Source organism: Wenzhouxiangella psychrophila (assembly GCF_042310375.1).
Classification (GTDB): Bacteria; Pseudomonadota; Gammaproteobacteria; order Xanthomonadales; family Wenzhouxiangellaceae; genus Wenzhouxiangella.
In genome coordinates, this window is sequence record NZ_JBHJMQ010000009.1 from 88,840 (window position 1) to 103,309 (window position 14,470).

Consider the following 14,470-nt stretch of genomic DNA (forward strand, 5'->3'; position numbering starts at 1 on the left):
CGTCGAAATCGACGGTGCTGAGCTCGCAGTCGCCGTCGGTGGCCAGGATGATGGGGTTGATGCCACTATCTATCAAACCTTGCAGCACGTGGACACAGTTTTTTCAGAAAGGCTGCTCAGTCTTCCTCTAAGAGATCCACGTAAGCCACGTCGACCAGGTCCTCTTCAACGATTCGCAGACGCTCCATCAGGAAGCGCGCCTCGGACTCGCCGGTCGCGGAAGATTCCTTGTCCGAGAGCACGACTTCAAGCTCGAGAAAATCCCCGAGGCCCTCGACATGGTCCAGATGAAGGCGCGTGCGCCCGGCCAGGTAGAGGATGCGCCGCTTGCGGACCCGTCCGGTAACACCGAGCGCGTCGGCCAGCACCGTGCGCAGACCGTCGGGGTCTTCGGTCGGCGTGATGCGATATTCGGACTGTCCCGGGCCGGCCTGATCAGGTCGCCGGTAGAAGATCAGTTCCCCGTTGCCGTTGCCGAAATCGCGCAGTTTGAGACGACCGTCCCGGCAGCCGAAGAAGGTGTCGTCCTGATGGATGGTCCAGGGGCCTTCTTCGGCGATCCGCGCAGCTCTCGCTGCCATCGCCTCCGAGTCGGCCACGCGGGCCTTGATCTCGATATTTCTTGCCATACCGGTCAGCGCTCCTTTCTAGGGGCTTGGGTCTTCAATCAACTCGCGATGCACCCGCACGGCCGTATTGCGAGGCCGGATCGGCCGGTCGTCGGCTTCCAGGCGCGAACGGCAGATGGACGCACCAAACAACAGGATCAGCGAAGAGTAGTTGACCCACAGCAGCAGCAATACGAGCGACCCCGCCGCGCCATAGGCTGAAGCCGCCGCGGTGTTGGCGAGATACCACGCGATCAGGGATCGCCCGAGCGTGAACAGTAATGCCGTGATGAATGCAGCGGCCAGCACATCGGACCAGCGCAGCAACACGTCCGGTAGAATTCTGAAAATCGCCGCGAACAGCATCGTGACCACGGCCAGGGAAAGCATGATCTCGATGCCGATCATGGACCAGGCGGGAATCGGCAGCCATTGCTCGGCATGCTCCATGACGGCACGAACCAGCACGCTGAGCAACAACGAGACCAGCAGGACGAAACCGATTGCCAGCACGATGGTCAGGGACAGCACGCGTGTCTTGATAAACAACCAGATGCTATTGCGCGACGGCCGTGGCGCCACATCCCAGATCTGGTTCAGCGACTTCTGCATCTGGGCGAAGACCGTCGTCGCACCCACCGCCGTAGCCGCAATGCCCGCCAGGGTCGGCCACAGTCCACTACCCTCGATCTGTGAGTTCTGGATCGCTGTCTCGACCACGCCCGTGGCCTGGGCACCCAGCACAGCCTCGACCTGGCTCATCAGTTCGGCGCGGGCGGTGTCCTCGCCCAGAACCACCCCCACCAGGGCAACAATCACGATCATGACCGGCGCGATCGAGAAAACCGTAAAGAACGCCAGGGCCGCGGCGTAGATGAAAGCCTGGCTATCGAGCCAATTCTTGCCCGAAGCCTTGAGAATGCTGGCCCAGCGACGCAGGAAGCCAGCTGCCGTTGCAAATCGATTCGACGTCATCACCCGATGATACCGGACGGGCCCTGAACGACGAGAATTCGTGCCGGGTGATCGCCCCGTGACATGCCCGCAACTGACTTGCCGCGCTACGCAGGCAGGCGCAAAATACCCAAAACAGCGCGAAGAGGGATCCACCATGACCGATACACCCGCCTCCCGACCACCTGTGCACTTCTGGATCGTCGCCGTGATTGCCGTTCTGTGGAATGCAGTCGGCGCATTCGACTTTATCGCCACCCAGATCCGAATGGAATCCTACATGTCGGCGTTCAGCGAGGAACAGCTGGCCTTCTTCTACGGCATTCCCGCCTGGGCGGTGATTACCTGGGGCATCGCTACATGGGGCGCCCTGCTCGGCTCACTGGCCATGCTGATGCGGCTTCGCTGGGCCTACCACCTATTCATCATCTCGTTTATCGCCATGTTGATGACATCATTCCAGAACTTCGTGCTCTCCAACGGCGCCGAGATCATGGGTGCCGCCGGCCTCATCTTCTCGGGCGTGATCGTCGCCATCGGCATTTTCCTGATCCTCTACAACCGAGCCATGCTCCAACGCGGCGTCCTAAAGACGTCTTGAACACCGGCGTTCTGGAGTACAGTTGTTTAGATCATTGGGATTTTGATCATTCGGATTTGTTTGGTGCTTGACGCTTGAGATTTGAAAATTTTCAGGCGCCGCCTCACAGCCCCAGATCCTCCCACCTGAGCGGCTCACCGACCGGGGCCGGATCGGAATCGATGACCCGGTCATCACCGAGTTGGACGCTTCCATCGAGCGCATCGTTCACACGATCCATGGCCCGCCAGCCGTAGGGCAAAAGCGGCACGTAGCGCCCGGCCACACCCGGCGCACCCAGTAGCACGTCGAAGTGCTGGGCATCCTCGACCTCCCAGTAAGCGACATTGCCGCCGTTATCGCGAGCCTGTTCGACCCATGGACGACTGCTGAATGCCGCCGGGATCAAGCCGTCATCAGCGCCGTGAATGACCATCACCGGCAGGGTGCCGGCCAGCCGGGCGGAAGCACGCGTGGCTTCGACCGCCTCGTGCAACTGCCGCGCCTCGCTACCCCGGCCGCTCCAGAGCTGGCGCAGGCAGCGCAATCCCGCAAAATGTGCATCCTGGCCGTCGCCGAGCGAGCCGGTCAATTCAATGCCTTCGCCCGGACCGACGCCCGAGTGCATTGCCCACCAGGCCTGGCGCTGGGCCGGCGTGGCGTCCGGCGCGCTGTAGGCATAGCCGCAAGGCATTTCAAATGGTCCGCGCCCTAGATAGGCCGAGGCGTAACTGGCCCCGACGCTGCGCCACAGGTCCAGTGCAACATTGACCGCCGACTGACTCAGGGCAGCGTCCTCGAATCCGAGTTCCTCCAGCTTTGCGCGTGCGGCCGCAGCTTCGGCCTCGTCGAGCAGGCCGGCACGAACCAGGGAGGCGCAACGCAACTCGCCACTGGCGGCCAGCACCGGGTTGCCCAGGGGCATTTCGCCGACCGCTTCGATATCCGCCAACAGGCAGGGCTGGTAAAGCGCGGCGGCGGTGGCGTAGTCGTACAGTGGCGGTGCACCCGGCGCGGTCACGTTCGGCGAGACGGCAACCACTGCATCGAGCAGTCCATCTTTGTCGAGTTCAGCCGCGCGCAGCACGGCGCCGCCGCCGTTGGACAGACCAGCGGCGATGACGCGCGTGTTGTCGGCGGACAGATCCCCATCGAGTTCGTCGGCCAGCGTGCGAAGGCCGAACTCGGCGGCGCGCAGCACGTGCCGGCCCCAATCGGCTTCGGGGTTGTCGCCGGAATGGGCATGCTTGATCGCGACGGCCGCTTCATCAGTATCCTCCGGGCGCTCATCGGCCCGGAACCCCAGGTCGGCTGTTCCGCCAGGCGCGGTGCGCGTGCCGTCAAGCGCAACGCCGGTTTCAGTGGAGTAATCGTAGAAATCCGTGCCCGCGCCCTTGTCCGTGTAGACCACCGCACAGCCGGCCGGCAAGGCCCAGGGACCCGCAAGGGCGATGGCCCCGTAGATGCCGCGCGAACCCGACGCCGGGGCCACGACCAGGCAGGGAGAGTCGCTGTCGAAATCATCGGGCAACTGCAACAGCACGCGAACCGGATGCACGGCGTCGGCCACGGTCACGAAGGCCTGGAACTCGCGACCCGGGACGGAAGGCAACTCATCGAGCAGCCCCCCGAGGCCGCCGGCCGGCGTGAACGACTGGATACCGGTCCAGGATTTGTGGATGGCCATGCGGCGAAGCTCTTCCGGCGTCGGCGCTGACGGATCGGTCGGCTGGGGCGGTGCAGCCGTCATGCCCTCGAGGTCCAGGCCGGCGGTGAGCAGGTCATCGCCGTCACGGTGTTCGGTGGTCCGGATATCGAGTTCCACCACCTGTCTTTCGCTGACGGCGTCTTGATCGGAACCACAGGCTGTCAGGAGCAGACCCGCCAGAATGGCGGCACTCAGTTTCGGTTGCATATGATTTCTCGGCTTCACGAGGCTTCCATTCGGGACCAATACTCTAGCAGGGCGCGCGCACGCGCTCGCAATGGACTTTGGTACAGCAGTCGAGCGCCCGCGGCTTTGCTAGGCTTCGGTTTGTCTCGATCAAACCGCCCCGGGAGTCCCTACCGACCATGAGCGACCGCACCCTGCGCATTCTGATCACCGGAGCCGGCAGCGGCATCGGTGCCGGCATCGCGAACCACCTGGCAAAGGCCGGCCACAGCATACTCGCCACCGATCTCGACGCCCGGGCTGCCCGGGCCACCGCCGAGCGGATCACCCAGGCCGGCGGCAGCGCGCGCGGCTACGCTCTGGACGTCACCAGTGAGGAGGACGTCGAACGCCTGGTCGCGGAACTGGACGGCCCGGTCGATGTGCTCGTCAACAATGCCGGGCTGCAGCACGTCGCACGCCTGGAGGATTTTCCCATGGACAAGTGGGACCAACTCGTTCAAGTCATGCTCACCGGCACCGCACGCCTCACCCGCGCCCTGCTGCCGGGCATGCGAGAACAGGGTTTCGGGCGGATCGTCAATATCGGCTCCATCCACTCACTGGTCGCGAGCCCCTTCAAGAGCGCCTACGTCGCCGCCAAGCACGGCCTGACCGGTTTCTCGAAGGTACTGGCGCTGGAGACGGCCGACACCGATATCACCATCAACACCGTCTGCCCGACCTACGTCAAGACGCCGCTGGTGGAAAAGCAGATCGCCGACCAGGCAAGAACGCACGGCATTTCCGAAGACCGCGTGGTCGACGAAATCATGCTCAAGCCCATGCCCAAGGGGGTGTTCATTTCTTTCGAGGAGCTGGCCGGCATCTGCGCCTTCCTGGTGGGGCCAGCGGCCCGCAACATCACCGGCCAGTGCATCGTTGTCGACGGTGGCTGGACGGTGCAGTAATCTGGCGGACATGGCCACTCGCGTTCTCATTGCCGATGACCATCCGCTCTTCCGCGGCGCTCTGGTGCAGGCGCTGGGCGCGTGCATGGACGATGTCGACATCCTCGAGGCGCGCGACCTGCCCGAGACGACCGCCCTGCTCGACGAACACGAAGCCGTCGACCTGGTACTGCTCGATTTGCACATGCCCGGCAGCCACGGCCTGGCCGGCCTCGCCTCGATTCGCTGCAATCACCCGGCTGTCGCCGTCGTGGTGGTGTCGGCCAACGAGGACCCACGCGTCATCCGGCGCGTGCTCGACCACGGCGCGGCCGGTTTCATCCCCAAGAGCTCCGGGCTGGACGACATGACGAGCGCACTCAACACGGTTCTTGATTGCCGCGAGTGGGTGCCGCCCCACCTGGAGCGGGCCGTGGCCGATCTCGATTCCGATGACGAAGACCTGGTACTGGCCGAGCGCATTGCCGCCCTCACCCCGCAACAGTTCCGCGTGCTGGCGCTGGTCGCCGACGGTTGGCTCAACAAGCAGATCGCCGATGACCTGGGCATCCAGGAACGCACCGTCAAGGCGCACATGAGCGAGATCCTCCAGAAACTGGAAGTGCGCAACCGCACCCAGGCCGGCATCGCCCTCAGGCGCCTCGAACTGGTCGACCCCGCCCGTCGGATCACTGACTGACCTCCCACAAGCGCTTAACCGCCGGCTGCCGGTCTGCCGCGACCACACCGTTCCCTGAACCGGTGATCACGCGGCCTTCAAACGCCTCCGTAGTTTTACATAGTTGCAATTGCATCGACATTTGTGACATTTTCGTTATGAAAGGGGGAACTTGATCGATCAATTTCAAACAAGAATGGGAGGAACACCAATGAAGAAGTCTCAACCCAGGTTGAGCGTGTTTGCGGCGGCCTTTGCCACCGCGCTGCCCGCCATGGTCGCCGGCACTGCCAGCGCCCAGGAAACCGAGCAATCCGCTGATCTCGACCGTTTCGAGGTCACCGGCACACGCATCAAGCGCACCGACTTCGAAGGTCCGGCTCCGGTCCAGGTTATCGACCGCGAAGCCATCGAGCGATCGGGCCACATCCGGGTGGGCGACCTGCTCCAGGAGATCACCTCTTCAGGCTCGGCAATCAACACGGCGTTTAACGCACCCGACCAGGGTGGCGACGGCGGTGAACGCGTGTCGCTGCGCAATCTCGGGCCGGAACGCACTCTGGTGCTGGTCAACGGCCGACGCTGGGTCAAGGCCACCACCCAGGCTGGTGTGGCCAATGCGGCCGACCTGAGCACCATTCCGGCCGCCGCGGTCGATCGCATCGAAGTGCTTACCGGCGGCGCCTCTTCGGTTTACGGCTCCGACGCAATCGCCGGCGTCATCAACATCATCACGCGCAGCGATTTCACCGACACTTCGGCCAGCGCCCAGTACGGCGAAACGAGCGAAGGCGACGGCGAGGAAGAAGCCTACAGCTTCACCATCGGTCGCGGTGACGACACCAGCAACCTGCTGTTCAACATCAGCTACACCAAGCAGAAAGAAATCATGGCGGCCGACCGCAAGATTTCGCGCGTGCCGCAGTTCGGCGCGGACACCTTCGGCGGGGCAATCAGCCGAGGCTCCTCGGCCACGCCGGAAGGGCGCTTTGTCTTCGTCGACCCCAATACCGGCGAGGTCCGGGATCTCACCCGCGATCCCGGCACGGGAACGCCGACCGAAGGGGATTTCCGAACCTTCGACGGCACGGCCGACCGTTTCAACTTTGCGCCCGACAACTACCTGCAGATTCCGCTCGAGCAGACTTCGGCCTTCGTGCAGGCGACCCACGAGTTCTCGCCCCAGCTGCAGTTCTTCACCGAGGCCTTCTACAACCGGCGTGAGTCGACGCAGCTGCAGGCGCCGATCCCGATCTTCGCCGGCTCCGCGGGCATCCTGCCCCTGGACGTGGGGATCTCGGCCGACAACCCGTTCAACCCCTTCGGTTTCGATCTCGACCCGAGGGACAATCTCGTGCTTGCCGGGCGGCGTTTCGTCGAGGCGGGTACCCGAAATTACAACGGCAAGGTCGACACCTGGAGCTGGACGGGCGGCCTGGAAGGCTCCTTCCAGGTAGCCGGTCGTCCATTCGACTGGGACGTCTCCTACACCTACACGCGTTCCGAACGCAACGCGTCGATCGAGAACCTGCTCAATCACGACCGCCTCGCCCGCGCGCTCGGCCCGGCCGACCAGTGCACCGGCAACTGCGTGCCGTTCAATCTCTTCGGCGGCCAGCAGGGCACCGGCAACGTCCCGGGCAGCGGCGGCTCGATCACCCCGGAAATGGTCGACTACGTCACCTACACCGCGCTTGAGCAGAACGAGCAGGAGATGGTCAACTGGCTGGCCAACATCAGCGGCGACCTCGTCGACCTGCCGGCCGGCCCCCTGGGCTTCGCAGCCGGTATCGAGAAGCGTCGTGAATTTGCCGCCGATACGCCAGATCCGCTGGCTCAGGCCGGCTCCGGGGCCTCGAGCGTCAGTGGCGGCCAGCGTGCACCGACCTCCGGCCGCCTCAATCTCGAGGCCTGGTACGCCGAGGTCAACGTGCCGCTGGTAGCCGACGCACCGGCCGCGGACTTGCTGGAACTGAGTGCCTCGGTTCGCGGCTCGGACTTCGAGCAGTTCGGTTCGGAGACGACCAGCCGCATTGGCCTTCGCTGGCGTCCCTACGAGGACCTGCTGTTGCGAACCAGCTTCGCCGAAGGCTTCCGGGCACCCGGCGTGCAGGAACTGTTCGGCGGCCAGGGCGTTGCCGACCCGGAACTGGCCGATCCCTGCTCCAACTTCCTCGATAGCGGAGTCTCGCAGGAGGTCATCGACAACTGCATCGCTCAGGGCGTGCCGGACGACGGCAGCTACGAACAGATCAACACCCAGATCCGCATCACCACCGGCGGCAATCCCGACCTGGAACCCGAGACCTCGGATTCCTTCACGGTCGGCGCCGTGTGGAGCCCCGAGGCCATTCCCGGCCTGGGTGTGACGGTCGACTACTACGAAGTCGAGCTGGAAAACTCCATCAGCTCAATCGGCGCCCAGAGCGTTCTCGACGCCTGCGCTTTCTCGTCCCAGTTGTGCGGCCTGATCGGTCGCGGCCCCTCCGGCGAAGTGACGAGCCTGCTCGACACCCAGGTCAACATCGGGAGCACGGAAACCGCCGGCGTGGACTGGGCAGTCGACTACAACTTTGGCGAAAGTTCCTGGGGCGCGCTGCGCACCATCTGGCGCGGCACCCACACCTCGAAATTCGAGGAAACGGTGCCCGACTTCTCCGACCCGGAAGCACCCGGGACGACCCGCGACCTGCTGGGCACCATGTTGCCCGGTCAGCCGGACCGCAGCTTCCCCGAGTGGCGAAGCAACCTGGACCTGATCTGGTCGATGGGGAACTGGGAAGCCATCTGGAACGTCCACTACGTCCACAGCTACACCGAACCGTGCAGCGACGGTCTGTCGCCCAGCTTCGTTGAGCTGGGACTGTGCTCCAACCCGGATCCTGACAATCCAACCAACGAGCTTGGATCCACGGTGTACAACGACTTCCAGCTGTCGTACTACTTCGACGAGCTTGACTTCGCCTCCAGCAAGTTCACGGTCGGTGTTGACAACGTCTTCGATCGCGATCCGCCGATTTCGATGTCGGCATTCGCCAACAGTTTCGATGCCGGCCAGCATCGAATTCCCGGGCAGTTCTACTACGCCCGGGTCAACCTGGACTTCTGATCCGGGTCGATCGTTGACAAACCGGGCCCGCGGGCGACACGCTCGCGGGCCTTTTCATGACAGCCTTCGAAAACCATGCCCCAGGATTCATCACTCAACGTCACCCCCGCCTTCGCCGCACCCCTGGTCGAAACGCGGCATCCCGAACCGGAACCGCTCAACCGCGCGCTCGAGAAGTTATTCCTCGAACGCGAAGGCCCGGACATCGAACCCAGCCCCAGAACGCCCACGCTCAAGCACAACGTGTTCGAATCGGCATTCAATCTGTTCACCTGGCCGGACGAGGCCGTGCAGTCACTGAAACGGTTCGTGGTGGGCAGCGTCATACGGGTTGTGCAAAACCTAAACGACTACACCGACGAACAGATGAAGCGCCTGAGCGTGTCGAATCACACCTGGTTTCACATCACGCGCGACGGCGGCTATGCATCGGTTCACAACCATCCCATGGCGTCCTGGTCGAGTGTGTACTGCGTGTCTCCCGGAGACGACGAAGGCGCGCACAACCCCGACAACGGCGTCCTGCGCTTTCTTGACGCCCGTCCGTCGTCGAGCATGTACCTCGATCCGGGCAACATGCGCCTGCGCCGACCCTATGGGCACGGCTCGATCAACTACCGGCTCGAGCCCGGGCAGCTGATCATCTTTCCGTCCCACCTGATGCACGAGGTCGCCCCCTACCACGGCCGGAGCGAACGCATCACGGTAGCGTCGAATTTCTGGTTCCAGGCTGCCTGACCGGCCGCAGGAGCCCCGCCCGATTACAACTTCGGGAGAATCCGCCAGAAGGCGTCGACGCAGGCCGCCCCCAGGTGCTTGCAGCGATCCGGCGACCAGCCGAGTTCCGGCAAGGGGAGGTCGGCATTGTCCTTGAACGGCATCTCCAGCGTCATGGCCAGGCAATCGAAGGTCTCGGCCATGTAGTCGGTGTTCTTCTTCAGGTCCGAACTGTTGGGGGGGGCAACCTCGTAGCCGTGTTTCGTCTGGAAATCGGGGCTGATTTCGGCCAGCAGATTTTCGAAGGTATCGAGCTGATCCTGCTTGCGCTCGTTCCAGGACGGCGTTCCCTCGGCACCGGCGATGAAGTTGTAGGGTAGCGCCTCGTCGCCGTGCACGTCGAAGGCCATGTCCACGCCGGTGGCGTGCATCTTCTGGCGCGTGAAGAACACCTCGGGCGATGCCTCCTCGGACGGTTCGGCCCATTCGCGATTGAGGTTGCGACCCTTCGCATTGCAGCGCAGGTGCCCGCGAGCGGCACCGTCCAGGCACATATTGGGCACGAGATAAAACACCGCATGATCGAGCAGTTGCCTTGCAACCGGTTCTTCCGGATCGAGCAGGCGCTCGAGGAAGCCCTCGACCCACCACTCGGCCATTGTCTCGCCGGGATGTTGCCGCGCGATGACCCAGATCGTCTTGCGATTCTGGCCCGGCTCGCCGATACGCAACATGGTATGGGGGCGGCCGTCGGGCGTGGTGCAGAGCACCTCCGCGCTCACCCGTGAATCGGCCAGAGCAGAGGCAATCAACTGCTCGTGTTCGTGCTGCGTGTACGGGGCGAAATAGGCGTAGTAAATGGTGTCACTGTCGGGCGTATGCTTGATGACCAGCTTTTCGCCGTCGAACTCGGTGGGCACCCGGAACCAGTTGATACGATCAGTACTGGCCACCGCTTCGTAGTTTTCGAAACCATCCACGTAGGACACGTCCCCGGCATTCTCGATGATCATCCGACAGTGCGTGTCGCGCGCACCGGAAAGCTGGAAATGGAACCACTGCATGTGTTCGCCACCGGCATCGGGGCGGATCTTCAGACGAATATTGTCCGGACTTTCGGATTCGAGAACCTCGATGTTGCCGCTGTCGAAGTTGGAATGAATGTGCATGGCGTTTTTTCCAGGTTTCAGGGTTCAGGGTTCAGGGTTCAGGGTTCAGGGTTCAGGGTTCAGGCCACAGCCTGGCCAAGGCAGTTTATCGCAGGCGTCAATCGGGTTTGCTCCGTGATGCTTGACCGCTGGTACTCGCTCCCTGGCCCGTCCAGCCGAAGACCCCTTCGGCCACGCGGGCAAACTCGCCGCTCAGCGGCGCCGTCAGTTCGAGTCGGGAGTCGTCGTATGGGTGTTCGAGTTCGAGCCGACTCGCGTGTAGCAGCATTCGGTGACAATGCAGGTGTTCCCGGAACAGACGATTGTGCCGGCCGTCGCCGTATGTGGTGTCACCGACCAGATGATGCGATATGTGCTTGAAATGCCTGCGAATCTGGTGGCGGCGGCCCGTTTCGGGCCGGGCCTCAACCAGCGAGTACCGCGCCGTCTCGAAGCCACCGATCGGAATCGGCAGCTCGCAGCTGGCCAGGCTTCGATAGTGCGTTCTGGCCTCGCGTGCCTCGGCACGCTCGTGCCGCGCAACGGGGTGATCGATCGTGCCGGCCTCTTCGGTCCAGCCGCGCACGACGGCCAGATAGCGCTTGTCGACATGCCGGTCCACGAAGGCCAGACCGAGTTTCTTCGCGGTATCCGGGTCGAGTGCGAACAGCAACACGCCCGAAGTGGCTCGATCGAGCCGGTGCACCGGCCAGACGCGCTGCCCCAGCTGGTCGCGCAGGTTCTGCATCACGAATTCCCGGTCCGACGCTGCGATATTACTGCGGTGTACCAGGATACCCGGCGGTTTGTCGACGGCACACAGGCAGTCGTCGTGGTAGATGATGTCGAATGCCATTCCCGGGAATTTCCGCGCACTCAGCCGTGACGCTCTGCGACTCTGGCCAGGCGCTCGAGACTGTCGAGAAAACGGCGCCGCTCTTCGGGTTCGAGCGCCTCGAGCAGGTCACGCTCATAGGCCAGGGCTGCCGGCACGATCGCCTCATGGATATCCTCGCCCTCCCCGCTCAAATACAGTCGCTTGGCGCGCCGGTCCGGGTGGTTGTCATGGCGCTCGAGCCGACCTGACTCGAGCAGGCGACTGACCGCACGGCTGACGGCAACCTTGTCCATCGCCGCACGCTCGGCCACTTCAGTGGCGGTAACTCCGGGATAGCGACCGACGATGGCAATCACCCGCCATTCCGTCACGCTCAGATCGAAGCGCTCCTGGTAGGTCCGGGCAATACCGTTGCTGATCCTGTTGGAAAGCACGGACAGGCGGTAGGGAAGGAATTCCTCGAGGTCGAGCATGGTCGAATAAGTGTCCGTCCGGCTTGAAAACGGTTACAAATGTAACTAATATCATACCTGTCCGGCAAGTTCATTCCGAACTCGCCCAGCAATTGCCTTTCGTCGAAACGCATCAGTTTGCAAGGAGACCGAATCATGACGCAGTCCCACCCCAACCCGCTCGGCGTCGAGCAGTTCGAATTCATCGAGTTCGCCGCCCCCGAACCGGCGATGCTGCACGAGCTCTTCCAGAACCTCGGATTCACAGCCGTTGCACGCCACAAATCGCAGCCGGTCACCCTGTACCGCCAGGGCGGCATGAACTTCCTGGTCAACGAGAGCACGGATTCGTTCGCGAGTGACTTCAGCGCCGCACACGGCCCCTGCTGCACCGGCTTCGCCATGCGCGTGTCCGATTCGAAGGCGGCTTACGATGCCGTCCGCGGCCAGGGCGCCAAGGATGTCGAGAACAAGCCCGAAACCCTCGCCATCGACGCCCCCTGCATTGAAGGCATCGGCGGTTCCGTGCTGTACCTGACCGAAGGCGAGCAGGATCTCGACAAGCACTTCGAGTTCGACCGGGCCGTCGAGCGCCATCCCGAAGGCATGGGCATGAACTTCATCGATCACCTCACGCACAACGTCTACAACGGCAACATGAAGCAGTGGTCGGATTTTTATGAAGACCTGTTCGGCTTCTTCCAGGTCAAGTACTTCGACATCAAGGGCAAGGCCACCGGCTTGAAGTCAAAAGCCATGACCGCGCCCAATGGCAAGATCGCCATCCCGATCAACGAGTCGGAAGACCCCAAGAGTCAGATCAACGAGTATCTCGACGAGTACAAAGGCGAAGGCGTCCAGCACATCGCGCTCTACACGGACAACATTTACGAAACGGTCGAGGCACTGCGCGAGAAAGGCGTCGACTTCCTCGACACGCCCGACACTTACTATGACGCGATTGACGAACGCATTCCCAACCACGGCGAAGACGTCGAACGCATGCGCAAGAACAAGATCCTGATCGACGCCGATCCCAATGATGCCGACAAGCAGTTGCTGCAGATCTTCACGAAGACCAACATCGGCCCGATCTTCTTCGAGATCATCCAGCGCAAGGGCAACGAAGGCTTCGGCGAAGGCAACTTCACGGCCCTGTTCGAAGCGATCGAACGCGACCAGGAAAAGCGCGGAGTTCTTTAAGAAAAGGTTTCAGGTTTCAGGGTTCAGGTTTCAGGGGCGGGCCTCGCCGGCTCCCGGGGCCTGGCCCCGACCCGGAGTCTTCGACGAGGAAGCATCAAGACAGCCAATCGGAGGCAGTCATGAAGAAATGGATCAGCCATTCAAAAGTCGAGGGTCGCGCCAGTCGGCAGGCGCATACCAACCTGCCCGAGGGTACTTACGAGCGCGAAATGGGCAAGGAAGGATTCTTCGGCCCGGCGACGCACTTCTACCATAGTCATATGCCCACCGGCTGGACCGACTTTGAAGGACCGCTCCAGCCCCGCGCTTTCGACACGACGAAACTCGGGGACAATATCGGATCCCCCTGGCAGGCGGCGGAACTACTCAGCAATGCACATTGCAAGTTCCGATGCTGGCACTCCGACGGCAAGATGGGCCACCTGGTTCGCAATGGCGACGGCGATGAACTGCTGTTCATCCACGACGGCGCCGGCGAGCTGTTCTGCGACTTCGGTCACCTGAGTTTCCGCGACGGCGACTACATCATGCTGCCGCGCGGGACCATGTGGCGCATCGAGTCCGAGGCTCCGGTGGAGATGCTTCTGATCGAGGCGACCAACTCCAGCTACATGCTTCCGGAGAAGGGCATGGTCGGCCCGCATGCCATCTTCGACCCGGCCATGCTCGACACCCCGGAGATCGACGATGACTTCCGCGCCCAGCAGGGCGAGGACGAGTGGAAAGTCCACGTCAAACGGCGCCAGCAGGTCTCGACCATCACCTATCCTTTCAACCCGCTGGACGCGGTCGGCTGGAAGGGCGACCTTATGCCGGTGCGCATCAACTGGCGCGATATCCGGCCCCTGATGAGCCATCGTTACCACCTGCCGCCGTCGGCGCACACCACCTTCGTGGCACATCGATTCGTCATCTGCACCTTCACGCCACGCCCGTTCGAGTCTTCCGAGGACGCGCTCAAGGTGCCCTTCTTCCACAACAACGACGACTACGACGAGGTGCTGTTCTATCACGCCGGCAACTTCTTCTCGCGCGATAACATCCATCCCGGCATGATGACGCACCATCCCTGCGGCTTCACGCACGGCCCGCACCCCAAGGCGATGAACAACGCGTTCACGCCCAAAACGGACAAGACCGAGGAAGTCGCCGTCATGCTCGACACCCGCGATGCGCTCGACGTGACCGACGAGGCCGCGAAGATAGAGTGGACGGGGTACGTGGATAGCTGGAAGCCGAAGAGCTGACGCCCTTGGGTTTCAGGGTTCAGGATTAAGGGCGGGCTTCTTCCAACCGAAGAGACCGCCCGAATCGAAATCGCCTCCGAAGGCTCTTCCCGAACACTGAACCCCGAACACC

General features: G+C 62.8%; 13 protein-coding genes. 7 read left to right on the forward strand and 6 right to left on the reverse strand.

Annotated features, from left to right (window positions below; all coding sequences use genetic code 11):
• Positions 1-116: 116 nt before the first annotated feature.
• Positions 117-629, reverse strand: a complete 513-nt coding sequence (locus ACDC66_RS11895; protein WP_376696947.1) for a class IV adenylate cyclase — start codon at positions 627-629, stop codon at positions 117-119.
• A gap of 18 nt (positions 630-647) precedes the next feature.
• A complete protein-coding gene (locus ACDC66_RS11900) occupies positions 648-1,583 on the reverse strand; it encodes a YihY/virulence factor BrkB family protein (RefSeq protein WP_376696948.1) in 936 nt (311 codons plus the stop codon).
• Between the two features lie 136 nt (positions 1,584-1,719).
• Between ACDC66_RS11900 and ACDC66_RS11905 the strand changes: the two genes are divergently transcribed.
• On the forward strand, positions 1,720-2,163 hold the full coding sequence (locus ACDC66_RS11905) for a hypothetical protein (RefSeq protein WP_376696949.1): 444 nt from the start codon (positions 1,720-1,722) through the stop codon (positions 2,161-2,163).
• Positions 2,164-2,266: 103 nt separating this feature from the next.
• Here the strand turns inward: ACDC66_RS11905 and ACDC66_RS11910 are convergent, their stop codons facing one another.
• A complete protein-coding gene (locus ACDC66_RS11910; RefSeq protein WP_376696950.1) occupies positions 2,267-4,057 on the reverse strand; it encodes a 3-hydroxybutyrate oligomer hydrolase family protein in 1,791 nt (596 codons plus the stop codon).
• A 158-nt stretch (positions 4,058-4,215) separates the two neighbouring features.
• On the opposite strand from ACDC66_RS11910, the gene ACDC66_RS11915 reads away from it, so the two are divergent.
• The 4 genes from ACDC66_RS11915 to ACDC66_RS11930 all read left to right on the forward strand — a co-directional run bounded on the left by ACDC66_RS11915 (position 4,216) and on the right by ACDC66_RS11930 (position 9,491).
• Positions 4,216-4,986, forward strand: a complete 771-nt coding sequence (locus tag ACDC66_RS11915; RefSeq protein WP_376696951.1) for a 3-hydroxybutyrate dehydrogenase — start codon at positions 4,216-4,218, stop codon at positions 4,984-4,986.
• Between the two features lie 10 nt (positions 4,987-4,996).
• Entirely contained in the window at positions 4,997-5,665 is a 669-nt protein-coding gene (locus tag ACDC66_RS11920; RefSeq protein WP_376696952.1) for a response regulator transcription factor, read from the forward strand.
• 190 nt (positions 5,666-5,855) lie between these two features.
• Positions 5,856-8,753, forward strand: a complete 2,898-nt coding sequence (locus ACDC66_RS11925; protein ID WP_376696953.1) for a TonB-dependent receptor plug domain-containing protein — start codon at positions 5,856-5,858, stop codon at positions 8,751-8,753.
• A 75-nt stretch (positions 8,754-8,828) separates the two neighbouring features.
• Positions 8,829-9,491 carry a putative 2OG-Fe(II) oxygenase gene (locus ACDC66_RS11930; RefSeq protein ID WP_376696954.1) on the forward strand — a complete coding sequence of 221 codons (663 nt, stop codon included), beginning with the start codon at positions 8,829-8,831 and terminating at the stop codon, positions 9,489-9,491.
• A gap of 23 nt (positions 9,492-9,514) precedes the next feature.
• Here the strand turns inward: ACDC66_RS11930 and ACDC66_RS11935 are convergent, their stop codons facing one another.
• The 3 genes from ACDC66_RS11935 to ACDC66_RS11945 all read right to left on the reverse strand — a co-directional run bounded on the left by ACDC66_RS11935 (position 9,515) and on the right by ACDC66_RS11945 (position 11,929).
• Positions 9,515-10,639, reverse strand: coding sequence for a M14 family metallopeptidase (locus ACDC66_RS11935; RefSeq protein WP_376696955.1), 1,125 nt, complete (start codon positions 10,637-10,639; stop codon positions 9,515-9,517).
• A gap of 97 nt (positions 10,640-10,736) precedes the next feature.
• Positions 10,737-11,474, reverse strand: coding sequence for a pseudouridine synthase (locus tag ACDC66_RS11940; protein WP_376696956.1), 738 nt, complete (start codon positions 11,472-11,474; stop codon positions 10,737-10,739).
• Positions 11,475-11,494: 20 nt separating this feature from the next.
• A complete protein-coding gene (locus ACDC66_RS11945) occupies positions 11,495-11,929 on the reverse strand; it encodes a MarR family winged helix-turn-helix transcriptional regulator (protein ID WP_376696957.1) in 435 nt (144 codons plus the stop codon).
• A 135-nt stretch (positions 11,930-12,064) separates the two neighbouring features.
• Between ACDC66_RS11945 and hppD the strand changes: the two genes are divergently transcribed.
• Positions 12,065-13,111 carry a 4-hydroxyphenylpyruvate dioxygenase gene (hppD, locus tag ACDC66_RS11950; protein WP_376696958.1) on the forward strand — a complete coding sequence of 349 codons (1,047 nt, stop codon included), beginning with the start codon at positions 12,065-12,067 and terminating at the stop codon, positions 13,109-13,111.
• 119 nt (positions 13,112-13,230) lie between these two features.
• Positions 13,231-14,358: a homogentisate 1,2-dioxygenase gene (locus tag ACDC66_RS11955; RefSeq protein WP_376696959.1), complete on the forward strand. Its 1,128-nt coding sequence runs from the start codon at positions 13,231-13,233 to the stop codon at positions 14,356-14,358.
• Positions 14,359-14,470 lie beyond the last annotated feature (112 nt).

Coding starts and splice junctions, on each gene's coding strand:
- ACDC66_RS11895 (WP_376696947.1), bottom strand. CDS start 629: ATGGCAAGAAATATCGAGATCAAGGCCCGCGTGGCCGACTCGGAGGCG.
- ACDC66_RS11935 (WP_376696955.1), bottom strand. CDS start 10,639: ATGCACATTCATTCCAACTTCGACAGCGGCAACATCGAGGTTCTCGAA.
- ACDC66_RS11920 (WP_376696952.1), top strand. CDS start 4,997: ATGGCCACTCGCGTTCTCATTGCCGATGACCATCCGCTCTTCCGCGGC.
- ACDC66_RS11925 (WP_376696953.1), top strand. CDS start 5,856: ATGAAGAAGTCTCAACCCAGGTTGAGCGTGTTTGCGGCGGCCTTTGCC.
- ACDC66_RS11900 (WP_376696948.1), bottom strand. CDS start 1,583: ATGACGTCGAATCGATTTGCAACGGCAGCTGGCTTCCTGCGTCGCTGG.
- ACDC66_RS11955 (WP_376696959.1), top strand. CDS start 13,231: ATGAAGAAATGGATCAGCCATTCAAAAGTCGAGGGTCGCGCCAGTCGG.
- ACDC66_RS11945 (WP_376696957.1), bottom strand. CDS start 11,929: ATGCTCGACCTCGAGGAATTCCTTCCCTACCGCCTGTCCGTGCTTTCC.
- ACDC66_RS11940 (WP_376696956.1), bottom strand. CDS start 11,474: ATGGCATTCGACATCATCTACCACGACGACTGCCTGTGTGCCGTCGAC.
- ACDC66_RS11930 (WP_376696954.1), top strand. CDS start 8,829: ATGCCCCAGGATTCATCACTCAACGTCACCCCCGCCTTCGCCGCACCC.
- ACDC66_RS11915 (WP_376696951.1), top strand. CDS start 4,216: ATGAGCGACCGCACCCTGCGCATTCTGATCACCGGAGCCGGCAGCGGC.
- ACDC66_RS11905 (WP_376696949.1), top strand. CDS start 1,720: ATGACCGATACACCCGCCTCCCGACCACCTGTGCACTTCTGGATCGTC.
- hppD (WP_376696958.1), top strand. CDS start 12,065: ATGACGCAGTCCCACCCCAACCCGCTCGGCGTCGAGCAGTTCGAATTC.
- ACDC66_RS11910 (WP_376696950.1), bottom strand. CDS start 4,057: ATGCAACCGAAACTGAGTGCCGCCATTCTGGCGGGTCTGCTCCTGACA.